Annotated in this window: 14 protein-coding genes and 2 tRNA genes; 5 read left to right on the forward strand and 11 right to left on the reverse strand. The window is 60.6% G+C overall.

All coding sequences use genetic code 11. The features are described from left to right. Positions 1 to 102 precede the first annotated feature (102 nt). The gene (locus GH659_RS02525; RefSeq protein WP_246167655.1) at positions 103 to 2,265 is read left to right on the forward strand and encodes a heavy metal translocating P-type ATPase; all 2,163 of its coding nucleotides are present in this window, start codon (positions 103 to 105) and stop codon (positions 2,263 to 2,265) included. Here GH659_RS02525 and GH659_RS02530 read toward each other — a convergent pair. Then, positions 2,243 to 3,892 (reverse strand): diguanylate cyclase, encoded by a 1,650-nt coding sequence (locus GH659_RS02530; protein WP_246167657.1) that lies wholly within the window; start codon positions 3,890 to 3,892, stop codon positions 2,243 to 2,245. The two genes, GH659_RS02525 and GH659_RS02530, sit on opposite strands and share 23 nt — an antisense overlap. 446 nt (positions 3,893 to 4,338) lie before the next feature. Between GH659_RS02530 and scpA the strand changes: the two genes are divergently transcribed. Together scpA and meaB are read left to right on the forward strand one after the other, a co-directional pair. Further along, positions 4,339 to 6,504, forward strand: coding sequence for a methylmalonyl-CoA mutase (scpA, locus tag GH659_RS02535; RefSeq protein ID WP_153109181.1), 2,166 nt, complete (start codon positions 4,339 to 4,341; stop codon positions 6,502 to 6,504). A gap of 174 nt (positions 6,505 to 6,678) precedes the next feature. Beyond that, the gene (meaB, locus tag GH659_RS02540) at positions 6,679 to 7,689 is read left to right on the forward strand and encodes a methylmalonyl Co-A mutase-associated GTPase MeaB (protein WP_425499974.1); all 1,011 of its coding nucleotides are present in this window, start codon (positions 6,679 to 6,681) and stop codon (positions 7,687 to 7,689) included. 97 nt (positions 7,690 to 7,786) lie between these two features. Here meaB and GH659_RS02545 read toward each other — a convergent pair whose 3' ends face one another. The 10 genes from GH659_RS02545 to uvrA all read right to left on the reverse strand — a co-directional run bounded on the left by GH659_RS02545 (position 7,787) and on the right by uvrA (position 20,061). Next, positions 7,787 to 10,918 carry a type I restriction endonuclease subunit R gene (locus tag GH659_RS02545; protein ID WP_153109183.1) on the reverse strand — a complete coding sequence of 1,044 codons (3,132 nt, stop codon included), beginning with the start codon at positions 10,916 to 10,918 and terminating at the stop codon, positions 7,787 to 7,789. Continuing rightward, the gene (locus tag GH659_RS02550; protein ID WP_153109184.1) at positions 10,915 to 12,429 is read right to left on the reverse strand and encodes an RNA-binding domain-containing protein; all 1,515 of its coding nucleotides are present in this window, start codon (positions 12,427 to 12,429) and stop codon (positions 10,915 to 10,917) included. The genes GH659_RS02545 and GH659_RS02550 overlap by 4 nt, the downstream gene beginning before the upstream one ends. Next, positions 12,429 to 13,793, reverse strand: a complete 1,365-nt coding sequence (locus GH659_RS02555) for a restriction endonuclease subunit S (RefSeq protein WP_153109185.1) — start codon at positions 13,791 to 13,793, stop codon at positions 12,429 to 12,431. Before GH659_RS02555 ends, GH659_RS02550 begins: the two co-directional genes overlap by 1 nt. A gap of 138 nt (positions 13,794 to 13,931) precedes the next feature. Then, positions 13,932 to 14,468: an REP-associated tyrosine transposase gene (locus tag GH659_RS02560; RefSeq protein WP_153109186.1), complete on the reverse strand. Its 537-nt coding sequence runs from the start codon at positions 14,466 to 14,468 to the stop codon at positions 13,932 to 13,934. A 23-nt stretch (positions 14,469 to 14,491) separates the two neighbouring features. Continuing rightward, the gene (locus GH659_RS02565; protein ID WP_153109187.1) at positions 14,492 to 14,734 is read right to left on the reverse strand and encodes a hypothetical protein; all 243 of its coding nucleotides are present in this window, start codon (positions 14,732 to 14,734) and stop codon (positions 14,492 to 14,494) included. A gap of 1 nt (position 14,735) precedes the next feature. Next, the gene (locus GH659_RS02570; protein WP_246167659.1) at positions 14,736 to 16,274 is read right to left on the reverse strand and encodes a class I SAM-dependent DNA methyltransferase; all 1,539 of its coding nucleotides are present in this window, start codon (positions 16,272 to 16,274) and stop codon (positions 14,736 to 14,738) included. Positions 16,275 to 16,456: 182 nt separating this feature from the next. Then, a tRNA-Leu gene (locus GH659_RS02575) sits at positions 16,457 to 16,541 on the reverse strand. Between the two features lie 4 nt (positions 16,542 to 16,545). Further along, a tRNA-Val gene (locus tag GH659_RS02580) sits at positions 16,546 to 16,621 on the reverse strand. 143 nt (positions 16,622 to 16,764) lie between these two features. Beyond that, positions 16,765 to 17,064, reverse strand: coding sequence for an HU family DNA-binding protein (locus tag GH659_RS02585; protein WP_153109189.1), 300 nt, complete (start codon positions 17,062 to 17,064; stop codon positions 16,765 to 16,767). Positions 17,065 to 17,217: 153 nt separating this feature from the next. Continuing rightward, positions 17,218 to 20,061: an excinuclease ABC subunit UvrA gene (gene uvrA / locus GH659_RS02590; protein ID WP_153109190.1), complete on the reverse strand. Its 2,844-nt coding sequence runs from the start codon at positions 20,059 to 20,061 to the stop codon at positions 17,218 to 17,220. Positions 20,062 to 20,216: 155 nt separating this feature from the next. Between uvrA and GH659_RS02595 the strand changes: the two genes are divergently transcribed. Continuing rightward, entirely contained in the window at positions 20,217 to 21,386 is a 1,170-nt protein-coding gene (locus GH659_RS02595; protein ID WP_153109191.1) for an MFS transporter, read from the forward strand. Between the two features lie 54 nt (positions 21,387 to 21,440). Further along, positions 21,441 to 21,920: a single-stranded DNA-binding protein gene (gene ssb, locus GH659_RS02600; RefSeq protein WP_153109192.1), complete on the forward strand. Its 480-nt coding sequence runs from the start codon at positions 21,441 to 21,443 to the stop codon at positions 21,918 to 21,920. The last annotated feature ends 133 nt before the right edge of the window (positions 21,921 to 22,053 follow it).

Genomic DNA, 22,053 nt, shown 5'->3' on the forward strand with positions numbered 1-22,053 from the left:
ACGGATTCATCTAAAGATTCGCCTTCATCCTGCTGTTGTGGCAGCCGCTGTAGTTCGCAACCGTCGCCCCCCGGCGATTCCGCTGATGGTGGGCCGGATAAGTTGGATAAGCCGCTACCCGCCGACGCGCGGCGTTGGCGCTGCCGCATCGACAACATGGATTGCCCGACCGAAGAACGGCTGATTCGCGGGCGGCTGGCGTCGATGCCGGGAATCGTTCGTCTCGACTTCAATTTGCTTGACCGGGAACTGACGGTCTTGCACCGGCTTGACGAGGTGCAGCCGGTTGTCGACGCGCTGCTGTCGATCGGCATGGCACCGCGCGTGCTCGATGGTGTGTCGGCACCACCGCCCCTGCCAACGCTTGCCGGGCGGCAAAAGCTGTTGCTGGCTTTGAGCGGGGCGGCGGCTACGGCGGCCGAAGCGTGGGCGTGGGTCTTCGGCGAGGAAACGGCCTGGCCGGTGATCGCCCTGGCTGCCTTCTCGATTCTCTGCACCGGCCTGCCGACCGTTCGCAAAGGCTGGATCGCCCTGCGTCATTTCACGTTGAACATTTACTTCCTGATGACGCTGGCTGTGGCCGGGGCGCTGATTATTGGCCGCTGGCCGGAGGCGGCGATGGTCTTGTTCCTCTTCGCCGTGGCCGAAGCGATCGAAGGACTGGCGCTTGATCGCGCCCGGGCCGCGATCAAGTCGCTGACGGCGATGGCGCCGGAAACGGCGGAGGTGGTCGTCGATGGGAGGTGGCAGGTGCGTCCGATCTCCGATGTTGCGGTCGGCGCACGCATCCGTCTGCGCGCCGGCGCTCGCGTGCCGCTCGACGCTCGCGTCGACAGCGGCCATGTCGTGCTCGATCAGTCGCCGGTGACCGGCGAAAGCGTCCCGGTCGAGAAAATCGCCGGCGAAACGGTCTATGCCGGCTGTCTCATTGTCGATGGCAGCGGCGAGGCGACAGTTCTGGCCGACGTCGGGCACAGCACCCTGGCGCGCATTGCCGCCGCCATTCAGGAGGCGCAGGCGCAGCGGGCGCCGACCCAGCGCTTCGTCGACCGGTTCGCTCATTTCTATACGCCGGCCGTCGTGTTGCTGGCGATCGCGGTGGCCGTCCTCGGCCCCTGGGTGTCCGGGGGGAGTTGGCGGGAGTGGTTCTATCAGGCGCTCGTCATGCTGGTCATCGCTTGCCCCTGCGCGCTTGTCGTGTCCACGCCCGTGACGGTGGTGAGCGGACTGGCGGCGGCCGCACGGCGCGGCATTCTCATCAAGGGCGGCGTTTTCCTTGAAAGCGGGCGGCTGATGAAAGCGGTGGCGTTCGACAAGACCGGCACGCTGACGAAGGGGGCGCCGGTACTGGTCGATGTCGTGTTGTCGGGAAACGCCGTCGATTCATTGACCCGTCGTGATGCGCTACGTATCGCCGCGAGTCTGGCCGATCACAGCACGCATCCGGTGGCGCAGGCCATTCTGGCCGGATGGCGGCTTCAGGCGGGTGGGGATGAACTGCTTCCCGTCGAGCGCTTCGAAGTTGTGCCCGGGCGTGGCGTTGCGGGGTACATCGACGGCGTGCGTTGGCAGCTTGGCAATCAGGTGGCGGTGTTGTTGTCGGCAGTGGAATCGTTGCAAGCCAGCGGGAATACGGTGGCCGTTCTTGCTTCTGCTGTCGGGGATGAGGTTCTTTTCGCCGTCGCCGATACGGTACGGGCCGAAAGTGCCGAGGCCGTTGCCGCGCTCAAGGCGCAGGGGGTTCATCCGGTGGTATTGACCGGTGACAACGAGGTGGTCGGGAAGTCGATCGCCCGCCCGCTCGGGATCGACGACATCCGGGCCGGGCTATTGCCGGAAGATAAGCACGCTGCCGTGGCTGAGCTGCATGCCCGCTACGGTTTTGTCGGCATGGTCGGGGATGGCATCAACGACGCGCCGGCGCTGGCGCGGGCCGATATCGGGATTGCCATGGGCGCGGCCGGGACGGCGACCGCCTTGGAAACGGCGGATGTGGCGATCATGGACGATGACTTGCGCAAGGTGGCCGAGTTCATCGGTCTGAGTCAGCAGACGTGCCGTGTCCTCGCGCAGAACATCGTTCTGGCGCTCGGCATCAAGGCCGTCTTTCTGGCGCTTGCGGCGGGCGGCGTGGCGACCCTGTGGATGGCGGTCTTCGCCGACGTCGGGGCGAGTTTGCTGGTCGTCTTCAACGGACTGCGACTGGCGCGTTCTCAGGCCGGGCCTGAACGGACAAAACGCCTCAAATCTTCTGCAGCAAGGTGAAACAGTTGTCGTTCTTGACGGAACAATCGGCGGCCTCGACGCGGTTGCGGCCGCTCCGTTTGGCGTTCAGCAGCGCAAAGTCGGCCGCTTCGGTCAGTGCTTGCGCCGTGTCGAACATCGGGAAGGAGGCGATGCCGGCGCTGAATGTTGCGTTGAGCGCACCGCTTGCGTGGGCGTGCGGCAGCGAGGCGAAATCGGCGCGGATGCGGTCGATGACGTTCAGCGCCTGATCGGGGGAAATGTCCGGCAAGGCGAGGATGAATTCCTCACCGCCGTAACGACCGATCAGGTCGGTAGCCCGCAGTCGTCCCTTCAGCAACCAGGCCAGTCCGCGAATGACCTGATCGCCGACCGGGTGGCCGTAGGTGTCGTTGATCGACTTGAAGTGGTCGATGTCGATCATCGCAACCGTCAGCGAATGCGCCGGTGTCAGGGCGGCCAGCATCGTCTTGAGCCGGGATTTGGCCGCTGTGTGGTTGAGCAGGCCGGTCAGCCCGTCGAGGCGGGAGGAGCGTTGCGTTTCGCGGAAGCGCTCGATCTTGGTCTTGACGACGGCGGCCAGCAGCACCGGGTTGAAAGGCTTGCTCAGGAACTGGTCGCCGCCCAGACGCAGTGCTTCGACCTGTCGCCCAATGTCCGATTCGCCGGAGAGATAAACGATCGGTAGCGCTGTGTAGGCCGCCATCTGGCGCAGCACGCGAGTTGCCTCGACGCCGTTGAAACGCGGCATGTGCATGTCCATCAGGATCAGGTCGGGGCGATAGGATTGCAACTCTTCGAGCAGCGTGCCCGGATTGCGGATGGCATGGCTGTCGATGCCGTGTTCGGACAACGTGCGCTGGATCAGGGCGACGGCAACGCGGGAGTCCTCGACAAGAAGAACGCGGTATTTTTCCTGCTCATGGCTTTGCACGAGGTCGAGCACGCAGTTGAGCACGCGCGAACAACCGTCCTCCATCGGTACCGTCAGATCGATGCCGGAACGCATCAGGGTGACGATGGTTTCGATATCCTGTGGTGCGTCGAGGTAGATCAACTGGCTTGCCGGATGGTGCGACCGCATGGCGGCGATGCAGGCATGCTGCGTCTTCAGGTCCGGGGCGGTGGTGGACGGAATGAAGAGGACGGCCAAGGGATGCGTGTCGCCGGTCGGATTTTCATCCCAGGCGTGTTTTTGTGTCTGGAATCCGAAGAAATCAATTTGCCGGCAAAGCGCGCTGGCCATTTTCCCCTTTTCCGGGGTGACAACGATTTTGATGTGGCGTGGCCGGATCCAGTCGATCTCTCGCTTTTCTGTCGTTTGCTCTTCGGTACGGCGTTCGTGGGTCGTCAGCCGTGAGGTGGCGACAGCACCAAGCAGCGTGTCGACCTGACGTTGTAAAGCGACGATGTCCTGCGCGTCGATGGGATGGGTTTCCGCGCAGCCAAGATGGGTCAGCGCTGCGTTTTCCAATCCCTCGCAGAGGCGGACCAGTCCGGGGAGCCGCATGCGGCTGAAGTGCTCGGCCAGGCTATTGACGGCGACCGTGAATTCGATGAAATGCTCGAACGATCCGTGTGAAACGTAGTTGCCCCAGCGCGTTTGCAATACGTAAACGCGGTCGTTGATGACATTCGGAGGAAGCATCGCCATATCCCGGTCGTCGATGATAGCCAATTATTATGCTCAAACGTTTTGTCATGGACAATCATTTTTTTGATGACCTTTGGGAGTTGCTCGGGCATCCAAAGAACAGGCGGCGCATTCTTCTGCGGAAGAACGGGAGCTGATGCCGAATCTTCCGCCTGGACGATGCCGATCCAAACGTCGAATCCGGGGCTGAGTGGGGTGTGGCGAAACCGCGCAAACAAGGATGGCTGGCTGCTTTCTACCCGGCGGCAAAGCGTTGCCTTTCTTGCCTTGGTGTCGCGGTTAAAGTAGCATTGTCGGCTGGTGTCAAGGCGGTTTTTGCGCGCCTGCTCTGAAACTCCGAACGAAAACTGGTGCGTCAGTTGGTTCAGTCTGACGGTTTTCGATTGGGAAGCTCAAATAAAGTTCCGAACAAGTTCCATATTCCTGAAAGGTAATCGTCTATGTCCAACGAGAATAGCCCTGCGTTTCCTGATTCCTCCAATCTGGACGCCTGGAAAAAAGCCGCATCCAAATCCGCTCCTGGCGGTGACGTCGACGCCCTGAACTGGGTTACGTCGGAAGGTATCGTCGTCAAGCCCCTTTACACCAAGCAGGACGTCAAGGATCTGTCCAATATCGACACGCTTCCAGGCTTGCCGCCTTACATCCGCGGCCCGCAGGCGACCATGTACGCCGTGCGTCCATGGACGATTCGCCAGTACGCCGGTTTCTCCACCGCTGAAGAATCCAATGCCTTCTATCGCAAGGCGCTGGCTGCTGGCGGTCAGGGCGTTTCGGTGGCGTTTGACCTCGCAACGCACCGTGGCTATGACTCGGACAATCCTCGCGTCGTTGGCGACGTCGGCAAGGCCGGCGTGGCGATCGATTCCGTCGAAGACATGAAGATCCTGTTCGACGGCATCCCGCTCGACAAGATTTCCGTTTCGATGACCATGAACGGCGCCGTGTTGCCGGTTCTGGCCGGCTACATCGTTGCCGCCGAAGAACAGGGCGTGAAGCAGGACCAACTGTCCGGCACGATCCAGAACGACATCCTCAAGGAGTTCATGGTTCGTAACACGTACATCTACCCGCCGAAGCCGTCGATGAAGATCATCTCGGACATCTTCGGGTACACCGCGCAACACATGCCGAAGTTCAACTCGATCTCGATCTCTGGCTACCACATCTCCGAAGCGGGCGCGAACCAGGCCATCGAACTGGCCTTCACGCTGGCCGACGGTAAGGAATACGTCCGCACCGGTATCGAATCGGGCCTCGACGTTGACGCTTTTGCCGGTCGCCTGTCGTTCTTCTGGGCCGTCGGCATGAACTTCTATCTCGAAATCGCCAAGATGCGTGCCGGCCGTATGCTGTGGCATCGCATCATGAGCGAATTCGGCGCCAAGAGCCCGAAGTCGATGATGCTGCGCACGCACAGCCAGACCTCCGGCTGGTCGCTGACCGAGCAGGATCCGTACAACAACGTGATCCGTACCACGATCGAAGCCATGGCCGCTGTTTTCGGCGGCACCCAGTCGCTGCATACCAACGCGCTCGACGAAGCCATTGCGCTGCCGACCGAGTTCTCGGCACGTATCGCCCGTAACACGCAGATCATCATTCAGGAAGAAACCAAGATCTGTAACGTCGTCGATCCGTGGGCCGGTTCCTACATGATGGAAAAGCTGACCCAGGACATGGCCGACAAGGCATGGGCCATCATCCAGGAAATCGACAAGATGGGCGGCATGGTCAAGGCCGTCGAATCCGGCTGGGCCAAGATGGAAGTCGAGAAGTGCGCGGCCGAAACGCAAGCCCAGATCGACTCCGGCAAGAAGGTCATCGTTGGCGTCAACAAGTACAAGCTGGCCAAGGAAGCCGATCTCGATATTCTCGATATCGACAATGTGGCCGTGCGTGAATCGCAGGTCGCCCGCATCAAGCAGATCCGCGCCACTCGCGACAGCGCGGCTGTTCAGGCCGCTCTCGACGCGCTGACCAAGTGTGCCGAAACCGGCGAAGGCAACCTGCTCGACTTCACCGTCAAGGCCATGCGTCTGCGCGCTACCGTTGGTGAAGTTTCCGACGCGCTGGAAAAGGTCTTTGGCCGCTTCCGCGCCAACAACCAGACCATTTCCGGCGTTTATGGAGGCGTTGTGCAAGGAATCGAAACTTGGGAAAGCATCAAGGCTGACGTCGAGAAGTTCGCCGCCGAAAATGGCCGTCGTCCGCGCATCATGATCGCCAAGTTGGGTCAGGACGGTCACGATCGTGGCGCCAAGGTCGTGGCGACCGCCTACGCCGACCTCGGCTTCGACATCGACGTTGGCCCGCTCTTCCAGACGCCGGAAGAGGCTGCCCGTCAGGCGATCGAGAACGACGTGCACGCCATCGGCTGCTCGTCGCTCGCTGCCGGTCACAAGACGCTGGTGCCGCAACTGATCGAGTCGCTGAAGGCCCAGGGCGCGAACGATATCATCGTCTTCGCTGGCGGCGTCATCCCGGCGCAGGACTACGACGCGCTGTACGCGGCTGGTGCCAAGGCTGTTTTCGGTCCGGGTACCCGTATCGAAGATTCCGCTCGCAAAGTTCTGGAAGAAATCAACAAGGCCGTTAAAGCCTAATCCGGGCTGGCTGTTGTAGGTCTCAATTCGCCGCACCGTGCGCAAGCAGGTGCGGCGAATTTTCTTGGACGGCGACCTTTTGTTGCCTCTGTTGAACTTAAAGCTGTTTTCGCTGTTATTCACGTTCAGTCCGGATAACGGGCTGGTTAATTTTCCATTGTCTTTGTTAGAGAGATGTCTATGGATGCGAGCAATACGTCCGCAGATGCGCTCAGCCCTGCCGATCACGAACTGATCGATGGTGTCCTCGCCAAGCAGCGGCGTGCGCTCGCGAAGACGATCACGCTGATCGAATCAACCCGTGCGGATCACCAGCAACGGGCGCAAAAGGTATTGGCGGCGTTGCTGCCTCATACGGGGAACGCGATCCGCGTTGGTATATCCGGTGTGCCGGGGGCGGGCAAGTCGACCTTCATTGAAGCCCTTGGCAACTGGCTGATCGATCGCGGCCATAAATTGGCGGTGTTGGCCGTCGATCCTTCCTCCTCGGTGTCCGGAGGTTCAATTCTGGGCGATAAAACACGCATGGAGTCGTTGTGTCAGCGTGTGGAAGCGTTCATTCGTCCCAGTCCGTCAGCCGGTTCGCTTGGCGGCGTGGCCGAGAAAACGCGCGAAGCCATGCTCGCCTGCGAGGCGGCTGGTTACGATGTCATCATCGTAGAAACGGTGGGTGTCGGTCAGAGCGAAACGACCGTTGCCGGCATGGTCGATATTTTTACGCTGGTGCAGTTGCCGAATGCCGGCGATGACCTGCAGGCGATCAAGAAGGGTATCGTGGAGATTGCCGACCTCGTTGCGATCAACAAGGTTGATATCGATCCGCAGGCCGCCGCCGTTTCACGGGCGCAGTGGAAGCAGGCGCTGCACATGTTGCGCCCGACATCACCCAACTGGCGTCCTCCGGTTGTCGGTGTCAGTGCGTTGAAGCACGAAGGCATTGCCGATTTCTGGAAAGAGGTCGAGAGCTACCGTGAAGTCATGACGCGTACCGGCGAGCTTGAGAGCAAGCGCCGCAAACAATCGCTCGATTGGATGTGGAGCCTGATCGAGTCCGGTTTGCACTATTTCTTCAAAAGCCACCCGGATGTGCATGCCAACTTGCCAAAATTGTCGCGTCAGGTGGCGGAAGGGCAGACAACACCGGGGGCCGCTGCGCAGAAGTTGCTGGGATTCTTGAAAGCGTAGTTTTCTGGAAGGGCGCCCAAGGCGCCCTGTCCCTCTTTGTCAAAACCAATCTTGATGGTTGCCGGTTTGCTGTCCTGTCCAGCAAGCCAACGTTGCCTCATCCCCACGCCTCCCCGAGCGCTTCGGCCTGCTGCAGCACCACGTTCACCGCTTCTTCCTGCTGGTCCGGCGGGTACTTGTACTTACGCAGGATGCGCTTGACCATGAGGCGCAATTTGGCGCGCACGCTTTCGCGCTGTGACCAGTCGACGGAAAGGTTCTGGCGCAGGTTTTCGGTCAGTTCGTGGGCGATTTTGGCGAGTGTCGCGTCGCCAAGTTCCTTGACCGAGGCTTCGTTGGCCGCCAGCGCGTCGTAAAAGGCGAGTTCGTCGTCGTTGAGGCCGAGTTGTTCGCCGCGCTCGGCCGCTGCCTTGAACTTCTTCGCCATGTCGCACAGCTCTTCCATGACCTGCGCCGTTTCGATGCTGCGGTTCTGGTAGCGCTTCATCACGTTGGCGAGCAGTTCGCTGAATTTCTTCTCCTGCATGACGTTACTGGCAAAGCGCGTCTTGATCTCGCCTTCGAGCAGGCGTTCGAGCAGTTCGACGGCCAGATTGCGCTCCGGCAGGTGGCGGATTTCGGCGAGGAATTCTTCGTCGAGGATGCCGATGTTTGGCTTGTCGAGACCGACGGCGTCGAAGATGTCGACAACGTCTTCCGAAACCACGGCCGAGCCGATGATCTGGCGGATGGCAAGTTCACGTTCTTCGTCGGTACGTTTTTTCGCGGTCAGGTCGCGCTTGGTGAGCAGCACCTTGATCGCCTGGAAGAAAGCGACTTCCTCGCGCACGGCCTTGGCGTCGTCGAGCGTGCAGCACAGCGTGAACGCCTTGCTCATGGCCAGCGCCGTATCGGCGAAGCGTTTCTTGCCGTCCTTGAGGCCGAGCACATGGTTGGCGGCCTTGGCGAGGAGTTTGTGGCCGGCGCTCAGGTAATCGCCGTAATCGAAGCCGTGCAGCAGGCCGCGCAGGATGTCGAGTTTTTCTTCGAGGATGGCATAGGCTTCGCGAGCATCGACGGTCGGGCGGCCCCGCCCGTTGCTGGCGGTGTATTCCCTGAGCGCCTGTTTCAGGTCGTTGGCGATGCCGATATAGTCGACAACGAGGCCGCCTTCCTTGTCCTTGAAGACGCGATTGACGCGGGCGATGGCCTGCATCAGGTTGTGCCCCTTCATCGGCTTGTCGACGTACAGGGTGTGCACGCAAGGCGCGTCGAAGCCGGTGAGCCACATGTCGCGCACGATGACGATCCTGAGCGGGTCAGCCGGGTCTTTGAAGCGTTTTTCCAGCCGTTTTTTGATCGGCTTGCTGGTGATGTGCGGGCGCAGCAGCGCCTTGTCGCTGGCCGAGCCGGTCATCACGATCTTGATGGCGCCCTGTTCCGGATCGGCGTCGTGCCAGTCAGGGCGCAGTCTGACGATCTCGTTGTAGAGATGCACGCAAATCTCGCGGCTCATGGCGACGACCATCGCCTTACCGGGCATGGCGTCGCAGCGGGCCGCGTAGTGGGCGACGAGATCGGCGGCGACCTGCTGGATACGTGGTGCAGCGCCGACGATCTGTTCGAGCGCCGCCCAGCGGCTCTTGAGCCGCGATTGTTCATTCTCCTCTTCATCCTCGGCGAGTTCGTCGACTTCCGCGTCGACGTGCGGCAGTTCCTCTTCCTTCAGGCCAAGTTTGGCGAGACGCGACTCGTAGTAGATCGCCACCGTCGCGCCGTCTTCCCGCGCCTGCTGCATGTCGTAGACGTGGATGTAGTCGCCGAAGACGGCGCGGGTGTCGCGGTCGGCCGAGGAAACCGGCGTGCCGGTGAAGGCGACGAAGGTGGCATTCGGCAGCGCGTCGCGCAGGTGCTGGGCATAGCCGACCTGGTAGGTTGCGCTCGGCTCGGCGGCCATCAGGCTATGCGCGTCATTGGCACTCACCTTGGGCTTGAAGGTCTTGAGCTTCGCCTCGAAGCCGTATTGCGTGCGGTGCGCTTCGTCGGCAATGACCACGATGTTGTGCCGGTCGGACAGCACCGGGAAAGTGTCTTCATCCTCGCCCGGCATGAATTTCTGGATCGTGGCGAAGACGATGCCGCCCGAGGGACGGTTGGCGAGTTTCGCCCGTAAATCGCCGCGCGTTTCGGCTTGCACTGGCTGTTCGCGCAACAGGTCCTGCGAGAGCGAGAAGACGCCGAAAAGCTGCCCGTCGAGGTCGTTGCGGTCGGTGATGACGACGATGGTCGGGTTCTCCATCGCCGCTTCGCGCATGACGCGGGCGGCAAAGCAGGTCATCGTGATGCTTTTGCCGCTGCCCTGCGTGTGCCAGACGACGCCGCCCTTCTGCGAGCCGCCGGGGCGGGAGGCCTCGACCACCTGCTGGATCGCCGCCCGTACCGCGTGGAACTGGTGGTAGCCTGCGATCTTCTTGACGAGGCCGCCGTCGTCCTCGAACAGCACGAAGAAGCGCAGATAGTCGAGCAACATCGGCGGCGCAAGCACGCCGCGCACCATCGTTTCCAGTTCGTCGAACTTGCCAAGCGGATCGAGCGTCACGCCGTCGATGGTGCGCCACTGCATGAAGCGTTCGGAGTTGGCCGAGAGCGACCCCAGGCGCGCCTCGGTGCCATCGGAAACGACGAGGATCTCGTTGTACAGGAAAAGGTCGGGAATCTGCTCCTTGTACGTCTGGATCTGGTCATAGGCTTTCCAGATGTCGGCGTTTTCATCGGCGGGGTTTTTGAGTTCGAGCACGACGAGCGGCAGACCGTTCACGAACAGGACGATGTCCGGCCGGCGCGTATGCTTCGGCCCCTTGATCGAAAACTGGTTAACGGCCAGCCAGTCGTTGGCCGTCACGTCCGCCCAGTCGATCAAGCGCACGAAGTCACCCCGCGTTTCCCCCTCTTTCTGGTACTCGACCGGCACGCCGTTGACCAGCAAGCGGTGGAATTGCTGGTTGGCGGTCAGCAGCGCGGGTATGCCGAGGTCGGCGACCTGCTTTACCGCGTCCTCGCGGGCGGCGAGCGGAATCGACGGATTCAGCCGGGCGACCGCCTCGCGCAAGCGCGCCAGCAACAGCACCTGCTGGAAGTTCTCGCGCCACGGATCAGCCGAGTCGGGGGCGATGTCGTAGCCACTAACGTGCCGGTAGCCGGTTTCCACCAGCCAGCTCAAGGCGTCTTGTTCGAGTTGGTCTTCGGTCACTCTTTCACCTCCCAATACCCGCCCTTGTTGGGGCCGATGCGTTGCAGGTGCCCTTGTTCGCGCAGCTTCCGGACAGCGCGTTCGATCGCGCTTTCCGACTTGCCGAGCGCGGCGGCCAGTTCCGGCAGAGTGGCCTGTGGCGATGCACGCAATGCCGCCAAAATCCGTTCGGGCATTTTTAGCGTTTCTCCCGGCGTTTCTCCCGGCGTTTCTCCCGGCGTTTCTCCCGGCGTTTCTCCCGGCGCGCTGCCAGAAGTTGGCCCCCACAGCATTTCGAGTCGGGTCTGATCGAACGGCTCATAAGCATCCGAAAGCCGCAGCACATGCCCGGAGGCTTCCCATCCCGCGCGGATCTTCGGAACACCAGACCCCGCCCGCTCGCCCAGATTGATGAGCAGGAACATCTGGTGCAGCGTGCGGTTGCGACAGTCGCTGGCGCCACCGTGCAGCGCCGTCTGCGCGGGCACGCGCATCAGGCCGGGATTGCGGAACACGAAACCGGCAGGCTGCTTGACCACCAGCACCGACGCGCGATCCGAGTAATCGGCGTGAATCAGCGTGTTCACCAACGCCTCGCGTAGCGCCTGATGCAGGGGCGTATCGTCAATGCGCGTATCGCCCTTGAGCACAAAAGGCACCTTCAGATCGGCCGTCAGCTTGCGGATGACCCGCCGGTAAAAGTCATAGAGGTTGCCGGACCATGAGCCGTCCGGCACGACCCGATCGAGCCAGCGCGTTTGCGATGTATCCGCCGGCAACTCCTGATAATCGAGGAAGTACAGCGGTGCCGCCTCCGCGATGGACGGCCACTTGCCAAACATCAACAAGCCCGCCAGCGTCAGCCCCGCTTCGCTTTGTTCCCCCGCCTCACGCGATTGCCGCCAGCCGCCAATCAGGCGCAGAAATGCTTCATCGGATTCGGCCACCCAAGGATGATCGGGGCGCTGCACCGCAAAGGCCTGGCGATAGGCATGCAGGCTCTCCCTGTCCAGATCCGGCAAGCCGAAGCCCTTGAGAATGCGGGTATCGCGACTGTCTTCCACCTGCTCGGCGAGCAGGCGCTTGACCGTCTCCTCGTCGCAATGTCGGTCGCCTTCATGCAGCCGGCGGTAGGTGTTGCCGAACGGCTGACCGTTCAGGAATACGGGCCTTTGTTTGCGCGTTGCCGGCGGGATACGCACGACCAGAATGGATTTCCCGTCGAGACGGACTTCCTCGACATCGGCATCGCTCAATAGATTGGCGCTGACCTTGGCCTTGTTGTTGAGCGTGTTGAACAGGTCGCCGCGCACCTTGGTCGGGTTTTCCAGACCGGCGATGCTGAACCGACCGCTTTTCTCGCGCACGCCCAGCAGCACAACGCCGCCATGCGCGTTCGCCATCGCCGAATAAGTCGGCCAGAAATCCTTGGGCACCTCGCCCTTGCCATCCTGACCGTGCGCCAGCTTGCATTCGAGTTCGTCCGTTTCGGCGAGCTGGCCGATATCGTCGAGGGTACGCAGATCGAACATCAGAGCGCTCCCTCAATGGCCGCCTCGGTCTCCGGCAGGCGCAACTGGCCGGAGATCAGGCGGGGCAGCAGGGTGTCGCGGAGGGTGGTGAGTTGAGCGATTTGGGTTAGGTGCGAACGATCGATCATCAGCCTTACCGTTTCTGCGAACACCTTCAAAACATCGTCCGTAGGCACGGTCACCAGTTCCGTCCCCAGAAAATGCGTGGTCTGGAAATTGGCGATGCCCGTGCTTTGGTTCTGATACTGCCATGTCTTTCCATCCGCATAGATGTAAGTCATGTGCTGGGACAAAAGCACTCCCAGTTCTTGGCTGGCAGGCCGGAGCAGTCGGCAGAAGCTGGCTGGCTCTACCGGGCAATCGAACTGCCCCAGCAGGCCATCAGTCATATACAGCGATCTGCCGGTAGGTTGATCCTTGCTGCCCCCAGACACCTCCAGAACAAGATCACCATCCTGCAGCTTGCGAGATGCCAGCTTTTTCTGCGACGTGTAGCGAACTGGCACACGACCGGACATGCCGCTTTGCAGATCGGGCATGTCCGTGCCGCGAATGATCGCGACCTGCGTATTGTTCTTGTCGTTCGGCGTTTCATCGCCCCAATCTCCGCCGATTGTGTGGCTCAGCAACTCACCAAATGGCACCAACCTCCACCCCCTCGGCACCGCCCCCAATTCCGATTCCTCGAACCCGTCCGGAAACAGCGCGGCGGTGGCGTCGTCCATGCCTTCGGGCGTCTCGCCGCGCGCTTTGGCATGGACGGGGTCGAAATCGACGAACCACGACTTGAACAGCGCCTGCGCGATGGCTTCGAGCGTGGCGTTGGTTTCGCGCAGGAGAGCGATGCGGTCGTCGAGGGATTTCAAAATCTCAGAAATTCGTGTCTGAGTTTTCCGAGGAGGGAAAGATATTTCTAACCTTCCAATCATCTCGTTATTCAGGCTGGCTCTTGTCGACATCGTCGATAATGCCAACATGGCTTGCCTAAAATTTGGGCTGCGCAGGTAGTAACCCACGTACTCTGGGAGTAAATCACTGTCAGGCTTAGGTCTGAGTCGCTTACAAAAACCGTTAAACGTAGCGTCTTTGTAGTCGCGCAGCGCTACACAACTCATTCCAAGTTCATGCATCGTTTCGCTGGTCCGGGTTAGGAAGACATCCCCCCGCGAAATGGAGCAACCTTCCCTTTCTTTCTCTGTGGACTGAACAAAATCGCCTAATGAGTCAGGCGTGAAGTAGTTGTAAAAGACATCCTTGAATGTCAAAAACGGGTAGCCCGAACCAAAGTCCTTTGCTGGCTTAGATAGCCCAGACCGCACCTCATAATGGTCGAGCAAACTAGAGGTCACCCACTCAGAACTCATACCCCAGCCCCCCGAGCTTCTGCCGGATCAGCCTCGTAGGTCGGGTTAGCGGAGCGTAACCCGACATCTGCGCCCATAACCGGTATTTGTCGGGTTACGCCCTGCGGGCTAGCCCGACCTACAAAGGTGGGCGCGCGGTTATTCACGGTCGATTCCGGGGAAGTTCATGGCGTTTTGGCCCCAATCGGGCGGGTAGAGGCCCGCTTCGACAAAGCGGGAAAAGCTGGAGTACGGCCAGTCGATGGGCGAATTGGCGAGGCGGTGCTTGACCGGGTTGTAGTGAATGTAATCGACATGTCTTGTGTAGTCGTTTTCATCGCGTATCTGGTGCTCCCAATAGCGGTGTTGCCAAACGGCCTGCTGCTGCTTCGCGATGCGTGCGGCGTTGGGGGCAACGCGCAAGGCGGGGTCGCAGCGTTTGGTAAAGGAGGTTTTGACAAGACGCCAGCGGGTAGAAAAATCGGCATCGTCAGGCGGCAAGGTCCAGATGCAATGCAGATGGTCCGGCATGATCACGATGGCGTCAATCTGAAAAGGGCGCGATTGGCAAACAGCGCGAAAGGCGCTGCGCAAGAGGGCAACCGTTTCAGCGTTGGTGAAAACGGGACGCCGGGCTTCGGTCACCACGGTGAAGAAGAAGGTGCCGCCCGGGGTCATTGTGCGTCGGTAGCGCATGGGTTTTGTCGGGTTACGCTGCGCTAACCCGACCTACGGGATGAGCCGTTGGCGATATGGCGAGATTGCGGTGCTTCGTCTGAAGTCAGCCTGATGAAAACCACATACTCGCCTTGCGCGTCGATGGCCAGACACTTGCCTGCATGCAAGGCTTCGAGCTGCTCGGCGCTGATGGATACCACCTGATGGCCATAGCGGCGGCCAAAAGGCAGGTCGACGCTATCGACATCAACGACTTCATCCACAATCAGAACGTCTGTTTCCATCTCAGAACTCATACCCCAGCCCCCCCAGCTTCTGCCGGATCAACTGGTCGAGTTCGGCGCCCTTGGCCATCTGCTCGCCGAGTTTTTCGGTGAGCTTTTGCATCTTTTCGGCAAACGCTTCGTCGTCCTCTTCGACGGCCTCGGCGCCGACGTAGCGGCCGGGGGTGAGGACATGGCCGTGTTCGGCGATTTCTTCGAGCTTCACGCTCCGGCAGAAGCCGGGGATGTCGGCGTAGGCGGTCGCTGTTTCGCCGTCGCCCTTCCACGCATGGTAGGTGTCGGCGATGCGGGCGATGTTGTCGTCATTCAGTTCGCGCTGCACGCGACTGACCATCTGGCCGAGCTTGCGCGCGTCGATGAACAGCACTTCGCCCCGGCGGGTGGTCTTCTGCCTGGCGAGGAACCACAGGCAGGCCGGGATCTGGGTGTTGAAGAAGAGCTGACCGGGCAAGGCGACCATGCATTCGACGACGTCGGCCTCGACCATGGCGCGGCGGATGTCGCCTTCCGAGTTCTGGCTGGAACTCATCGAGCCGTTGGCGAGCACGATGCCGGCGCGGCCGGTGGGCTTGAGGTGGTAGAGCATGTGCTGCAGCCAGGCGTAGTTGGCGTTGCCGGCGGGCGGCGTGCCATAGGCCCAGCGCGGGTCGCCTTCGAGACTGCCGTGCCACCAGTCGCTGATGTTGAACGGCGGGTTGGCGAGGACGAAGTCGGCGCGCAGGTCGGGATGCTGGTTGCGCGTGAAGGTGTCGGCCGGTTCCTTGCCGAGGTTGAAATCGATGCCGCGCAGGGCGAGGTTCATCGCGGCGAGGCGCCACGTGGTCGGGTTGGATTCCTGACCGTAGATCGACACGTCGCCAATCTTGCCGCCGTGCGCTTCGATGAATTTTTCCGATTGGACGAACATGCCGCCGGAGCCGCAGCAGGGGTCGTAGACCTGACCGTGGTGCGGGGCGAGGACGGCGACCAGCGTTTGCACGATGGAGGCCGGCGTGTAGAACTGCCCGCCTTTCTTGCCTTCGGCGCTGGCGAACTGGCCAAGGAAGTATTCGTAGACCTGCCCGAGGATGTCGCGCGCGACGCTGACGTCGGCACCGAAGCCGACGGTGGAGATCAGGTCGACGAGTTCGCCGAGCTTGCCGTCGGGCAACTGCGCCCGCGCATAGCGTTTGTCGAGGATGCCTTTGAGCTTGGGGTTTTCGGCTTCGATCAGTGCCAGCGCGTCGTCGATGCGCTTGCCGATGTCCGGCTGCTTGGCGTGACTGCGCAAGGCTTCCCAGCGGGCGCCTTCCTGCACCCAGAAGACGTTTTCCGAGAGGTAGTAGTCGCGGTCGTCGAGTTCGCCAGCCAGAAGTTCGGCGTCGGGCAGGTAGAACTCGTCGTTTTCGTCGGCGAAGCGGCGCGTCAGTTCGTCGCGGCGCGCCTGAAAGGTGTCGGAGATGTACTTGAGGAAGATCAGGCCGAGGACGATGTGCTTGTATTCGGCAGCGTCCATGTTGGCGCGCAGCTTGTCGGCGGCAGCCCAGAGGGTCTTTTGCAAATCAAGATTCATTTTGCGGGGCAATGGTTGGCGTTTTTAACCGCGAAATTATGCACGCTTCGTAGGGCTTTGGTCGGATTTGCGGTGGGAGGCGGTTGGCTAGCGCAAAGACACGGCGCAAAAAAAAGCCAGAAAACCCGTTTGGTTGTCTGGCTTTTATCGAACTTCTTTGAATCTTTGGATGGTGCCCTGGGCGAGACTCGAACTCGCACGGCTTACGCCACTACCCCCTCAAGATAGCGTGTCTACCAATTTCACCACCAGGGCATCCTGGTGCGTTCTGACGGGATCGAACCGCCGACATCCAGCTTGTAAGGCTAGCGCTCTACCAACTGAGCTAAGAACGCGGGAAGCGCAAAATTTTACGCGAAATATGGCGGGTGTCAAGCCCTAAATCAATATTTCAACAAAAGAGACGTAACTGACCGTCGGGTAAACGGAAAAAGGCTCGCTTTTCAGGCAAGCCTTTTTTATCGCACAGGGGAGGGATTTACTTTTTCTTTTTGCCCTTGGTGGCTTCGGCAACGGTGGTCTTGAAGGTCGCGCCGGCCGAGAATTTCGGCACGGTGGTTGCCGGGATCTTGATCTTTTCACCGGTCTTCGGGTTCTTGCCTTCGCGGGCTGCGCGCGGGGCGGACTTGAAGGATCCGAAGCCCACGAGGCTGACAGTGTCACCAGCAGAGACTGCTTCAACGATGGCTTCGACAACGGCATCGAGAGCCTTTCCAGAAGCAGCCTTGGAAAGTTCGGTACGAGCAGCAATGGCGTCGATCAGTTCAGACTTGTTCATAGTTTCTCCTATGTTGTTTGTTGAGAGTCGTACTGGTACTCCGTCGCGATTCTTGCACTTCGCTGGGGCGGTGGGAAGGGGTTAGTACGGGGAATTTGTAAAGAATCAGGCAAATATGTTGTTTTTTTCCTTGGGCAATGCCGTTGTCGGCGATTAGCCCCGTTGCAACAACGGCTTAAGGAAATGCCCGGTATGACTTTCCGGATAGTCGGCGATTTGGCGAGGTGTGCCGGCAACGAGAATTTGTCCGCCGCCATTGCCGCCTTCGGGGCCAATATCGACGATCCAGTCGGCCGTTTTGATCACGTCGAGGTTGTGTTCGATGACGACAATGGTGTTGCCGTTGTCGGCGAGACGGTGCAGCACCTTGAGCAGCATTTCGATGTCCTGGAAGTGCAGGCCGGTGGTCGGTTCGTCAAGGATGTACAGAGTGCGGCCAGTGTCGCGTTTGGAGAGTTCGAGTGCCAGTTTGACGCGCTGGGCTTCGCCACCGGAGAGTGTGGTGGCAGCCTGCCCGAGCGTGATGTAGGAGAGGCCGACATCGACGAGCGTTTGCAGCTTGCGCGCAATGACCGGCACGGCGTCGAAGAATTCACGCGCCTGCTCGACGGTCATTTGCAGGATGTCGTGGATGTTCTTGCCCTTGTACTGGATTTCCAGTGTTTCGCGGTTGTAGCGCTTGCCGTGGCAGACATCGCAGGCGACGTAGATGTCGGGCAGGAAGTGCATCTCGACCTTGATGACGCCGTCGCCCTGGCAGGCTTCGCAACGGCCGCCCTTGACGTTGAACGAGAAGCGGCCGGGGCCGTAGCCGCGTTCGCGGGCGGCCGGGACGCCGGCGAACAGTTCGCGGATCGGCGTCAGTAGGCCCGTGTAGGTGGCCGGGTTGGAGCGCGGTGTGCGGCCGATCGGCGACTGGTCGACGTTGATGACCTTGTCGAAATGGTCGAGGCCGACGATCTCGTCGTGCTCGGCCGGTTCGGTTGTTGAACCGTAGAGGTACTTGGCCGCGGCAGCGTAGAGCGTGTCGTTGATCAGCGTCGATTTTCCCGAGCCGGAGACGCCGGTGATGCAGGTGAACAGGCCGACCGGCAGTTCGAGCGTAACGCTCTTGAGGTTGTTGCCACGCGCGCCGACGACTTTCAATACGCGCGTCGGATCGGGCTGGCGTGGCGTGCTCGGGGCGGCGATGCGGCGGCGGCCGGAGAGGTAGTCGCCGGTCATCGACGCCGGGTTGTCGGCGACCTGCTGTGGCGTGCCTTCGGCGACAATCGCGCCGCCGTGGATACCGGCGCCCGGGCCGATGTCGACGACGTAATCGGCGTTGCGGATGGCGTCTTCGTCGTGCTCGACGACGATCACCGTGTTGCCGATGTCGCGCAGGTGCTTGAGCGTTTCGAGCAGGCGGTCGTTGTCGCGTTGATGCAGGCCGATCGACGGTTCATCGAGCACGTACATGACGCCGGTCAGCCCCGAGCCGATTTGCGAGGCGAGGCGGATGCGCTGTGCTTCGCCGCCGGAAAGCGTTTCCGCCGAGCGGTCGAGCGAAAGGTAATCGAGGCCGACGTTGATCAGGAACTGCAGACGGATGGTGATCTCCTTCAGCACCTTTTCGGCGACCTGCGCCTTGTTGCCGGTGAGCGTGAGGTTGAGGAAGTAGTCGCGTGCCTCCCTCAATGGCAGACGGCTGATTTCGTGCAGGGTCAGCGAATCCGGGCCGCTGCCGATGTGCACGTGGCGCGCTTCCTCGCGCAGGCGGGCACCGTTGCAGGTCGGGCAGGTTTTGTTGCTGATCAGCTTGGCGAGGTCTTCGCGCACGGCCGTCGAATCGGTTTCCTTGTAGCGCCGCTCGAAGTTGCAGACGATGCCTTCGAACGTGTGTTCGCGCTGGCTGATTTTGCCGCGTTCGTTGGTGTAGTTGAAGGCGATGGTTTCGCGGCCGGAGCCGTAGAGCAGGATCTGCTGGATGTTTGCCGGCAGGTCCTGATAAGGCGTGTCGATGTCGAAGCCGTAATGCGTCGCCAGCGAGGTCAGCAACTGGTAGTAGAACTGATTCTTGCGATCCCAGCTGCGGATGGCGCCGGCGGCCAGCGACAGGTCGGGGCGGACGACGATGCGCTTCGGATCGAAGAACTGGATGACGCCAAGACCATCGCACTTCGGACAGGCGCCCATTGGATTGTTGAAAGAGAAAATGCGCGGTTCGAGTTCCTGCAACGAATACGAGCAGACCGGGCAGGCGAATTTGGCCGAGAACAGGTGCTCCTTCTCGGTGTCCATTTCGTAGGCGATGGCGCGGCCGTCGGCGTGGCGCAGCGCGGTTTCGAACGACTCGGCAAGGCGCTGGCGCATGTCGTCGCGCACTTTCAGACGGTCGACGACGACGTCGACGGTGTGTTTTTGCGTCTTGGCGAGCTTCGGCAATGCGTCGATTTCGTAAATCTTGCCGTCGATGCGCAGGCGCACGAAGCCTTGTGCGCGCAGCTCGGTGAACAGCTCGACCTGTTCCCCCTTGCGGTTGGCGACGACTGGCGCCAGGATCATCAGCTTGGTTTCGGCAGGCAGCGCCAGCACATGGTCGACCATCTGCGAGACGGTTTGCGAATCGAGCGGCTGCTGGTGTTCCGGGCAGAACGGCGTACCGGCTCGGGCGAACAGCAAACGCAGGTAGTCGTGGATTTCGGTGACCGTGCCGACCGTCGAACGCGGGTTGTGGCTGGTCGCCTTCTGCTCGATGGAGATGGCCGGGGAGAGGCCCTCGATCAGGTCGACGTCGGGCTTGTCCATCATCTGCAGGAACTGGCGGGCGTAGGCCGAGAGCGATTCGACGTAACGGCGCTGGCCTTCGGCGTAGAGGGTGTCGAACGCGAGCGAGGACTTGCCGGACCCGGACAGGCCGGTAATCACGATCATCCGGTTGCGCGGCAGGTCGAGGTTGATGTTCTTCAGGTTGTGCGTGCGCGCGCCGCGAATCCGGATTTCCTTGAATTCTTCCATGGGGGAGATTGGACGGTAGAGAAAAGCAAACTTGTTAATATACGCAACTCGCGTGCCGATTACGACCGTGCGAACGAAGCGCTTGTTCCGCGGTATTTTTGCTTCCCTTTAATCTCATCTTCCCGCCTCCAATGCTATCTCCGACCCAAGACGCTATGACCGTTGACGAGCGCTGCACAGCGCTGTTGCTTGCCTTTGTGTTTTCCCTTCGCATGCTGGGGATTTTTCTGATTTTGCCCGTTTTCTCGCTGTATGCCCGGGAATTGCCGTCCGGCAACAACATGGTTCTGGTGGGGTTGGCGCTTGGGGCTTACGGCCTTACGCAAATGCTGCTGCAAATTGTCTATGGCGTGGCGTCGGACCGCTTCGGGCGGAAGTTTGTCATTGTTTTCGGCTTGCTCCTTTTTGCGGCAGGAAGTTACGTGGCCGCTTTGTCTACCGATATCTATGGAATCATCATCGGTCGGGTGTTGCAAGGCGGGGGGGCTATTTCCGTGGCGGTGACGGCCTTGGCCGCTGACTTGGCGCGGCCGCAGCAGATGACCAAGACCATGGTCATCATCGGCTCGTCAATCGGTCTGATGTTCGCCTTGTCTATGGTCGGCGCCCCATTGCTTTATGCCAAGGTCGGCATGCCTGGGATTTTCTTCTTGATGGGTTCGCTGTCGCTCTTGGCCATCTTTGTCATCACCAAGATGATCGAGGATGTGCCGTCGACCTCGCGCCAGCCCGGCTGGCCGAGCTTTGTCGGAGTGGTGAAGCATCCGCAGCTGCTGCGTATCAATTTTGGGGTATTCATTCTCTACCTTGTCCAAACGGCGATGTGGGTGTGGCTTCCGTCTGCTCTGGTGGGCGAGGGGGGGCTGCCAGCGGATGAGCTCTGGAAAATCTACCTGCCGGCCGTGCTGGCGTCGTTCGTATTTCTGGCGCCTGCGATCGTTGCGGCCGAAAAGCGCGGCCGGATGAAGTTCGTATTCAATGCGGCGATCGTTCTCCTGCTGATTGTCCAGCTCGGGTTTGCATTTTTTGCTGATGGTCCTTTTTCACAATTTGTCTGGTTGCTGCTTTTCTTCATTGCTTTCAATATCCTGGAAGCCACCCAGCCGTCGCTGATTGCTCGGTTCTCGCCGGCTGATGCGAAAGGCGCCGCGCTTGGCGTTTACAACACAACCCAGTCGCTCGGATTGTTTCTCGGCGGTTTGCTCGGGGGCGTCCTGGTGCAGCGGGTGGGAACGGCCAGCGTCCTGTGGACCAGTGCGGTGCTGATCGTCGTTTGGCTGCTGGTCGGACTGACGATGGTCATGCCGGCAGTGCGCCGCAAGTAGTCGCCCAAACTTTCTATATAATCCCCGGCTTCGAACATCCAACAGGGAGGCAACATGGCTTCGGTCAACAAAGTAATTCTCGTCGGCAACCTGGGCGCCGACCCGGAAACCCGCTACATGCCGAACGGCGATGCAGTCGCCAACATCCGTCTGGCGACAACTGAGTCCTGGAAGGACAAGGTGACCGGTGAGAAGAAGGAACTCACCGAGTGGCATCGTGTTGTTTTCCGTAGCAAGCTTGCGGAAATTGCCGGCCAGTACCTGAAAAAGGGATCAGCAGTCTATATTGAAGGCCGCATCCGCACCCGCAAGTGGCAGGACAAGGACGGCCAGGAACGCTACACGACCGAAATCGATGCCAGAGAAATGCAGATGCTCGGCGGACGCCAGAGCGGTTCGGCCTATTCCGGCGGTGAAGCCGAGTTTGGTGGCAGCATGCCCTCGTCGGCACCGTCATCCGCAGCCAATTCTCGCCCGGCTCCGGCGAAAAAATCGCCTGATTTCAACGACATGGATGACGATATCCCGTTCTGATTCAAGGTTTGTGCGGGCACAACACGGCCTCCTGCGGGAGGCCGTGTTGTTTTTATACTCTCAAGAATGTTGTCCCTTGGCCGATAATTGGCGTGTTTGGTTTTGCGGGAAAAGATATAGGTGCTAGCCCGGA

It is taken from the genome of Propionivibrio limicola (assembly GCF_009469695.1).
GTDB classification, from domain to species: Bacteria; Pseudomonadota; Gammaproteobacteria; order Burkholderiales; family Rhodocyclaceae; genus Propionivibrio; species Propionivibrio limicola.

Bases quoted from the DNA above. Each gene is read 5' to 3' on its own strand.
- scpA (WP_153109181.1), top strand. From the start codon at position 4,339: ATGTCCAACGAGAATAGCCCTGCGTTTCCTGATTCCTCCAATCTGGAC.
- GH659_RS02595 (WP_153109191.1), top strand. From the start codon at position 20,217: ATGACCGTTGACGAGCGCTGCACAGCGCTGTTGCTTGCCTTTGTGTTT.
- GH659_RS02555 (WP_153109185.1), bottom strand. From the start codon at position 13,793: ATGAGTTCTGAGTGGGTGACCTCTAGTTTGCTCGACCATTATGAGGTG.
- ssb (WP_153109192.1), top strand. From the start codon at position 21,441: ATGGCTTCGGTCAACAAAGTAATTCTCGTCGGCAACCTGGGCGCCGAC.
- GH659_RS02550 (WP_153109184.1), bottom strand. From the start codon at position 12,429: ATGTTCGATCTGCGTACCCTCGACGATATCGGCCAGCTCGCCGAAACG.
- GH659_RS02530 (WP_246167657.1), bottom strand. From the start codon at position 3,892: ATGCTTCCTCCGAATGTCATCAACGACCGCGTTTACGTATTGCAAACG.
- GH659_RS02585 (WP_153109189.1), bottom strand. From the start codon at position 17,064: ATGAACAAGTCTGAACTGATCGACGCCATTGCTGCTCGTACCGAACTT.
- GH659_RS02560 (WP_153109186.1), bottom strand. From the start codon at position 14,468: ATGCGCTACCGACGCACAATGACCCCGGGCGGCACCTTCTTCTTCACC.
- uvrA (WP_153109190.1), bottom strand. From the start codon at position 20,061: ATGGAAGAATTCAAGGAAATCCGGATTCGCGGCGCGCGCACGCACAAC.
- meaB (WP_425499974.1), top strand. From the start codon at position 6,679: ATGTCTATGGATGCGAGCAATACGTCCGCAGATGCGCTCAGCCCTGCC.
- GH659_RS02565 (WP_153109187.1), bottom strand. From the start codon at position 14,734: ATGGAAACAGACGTTCTGATTGTGGATGAAGTCGTTGATGTCGATAGC.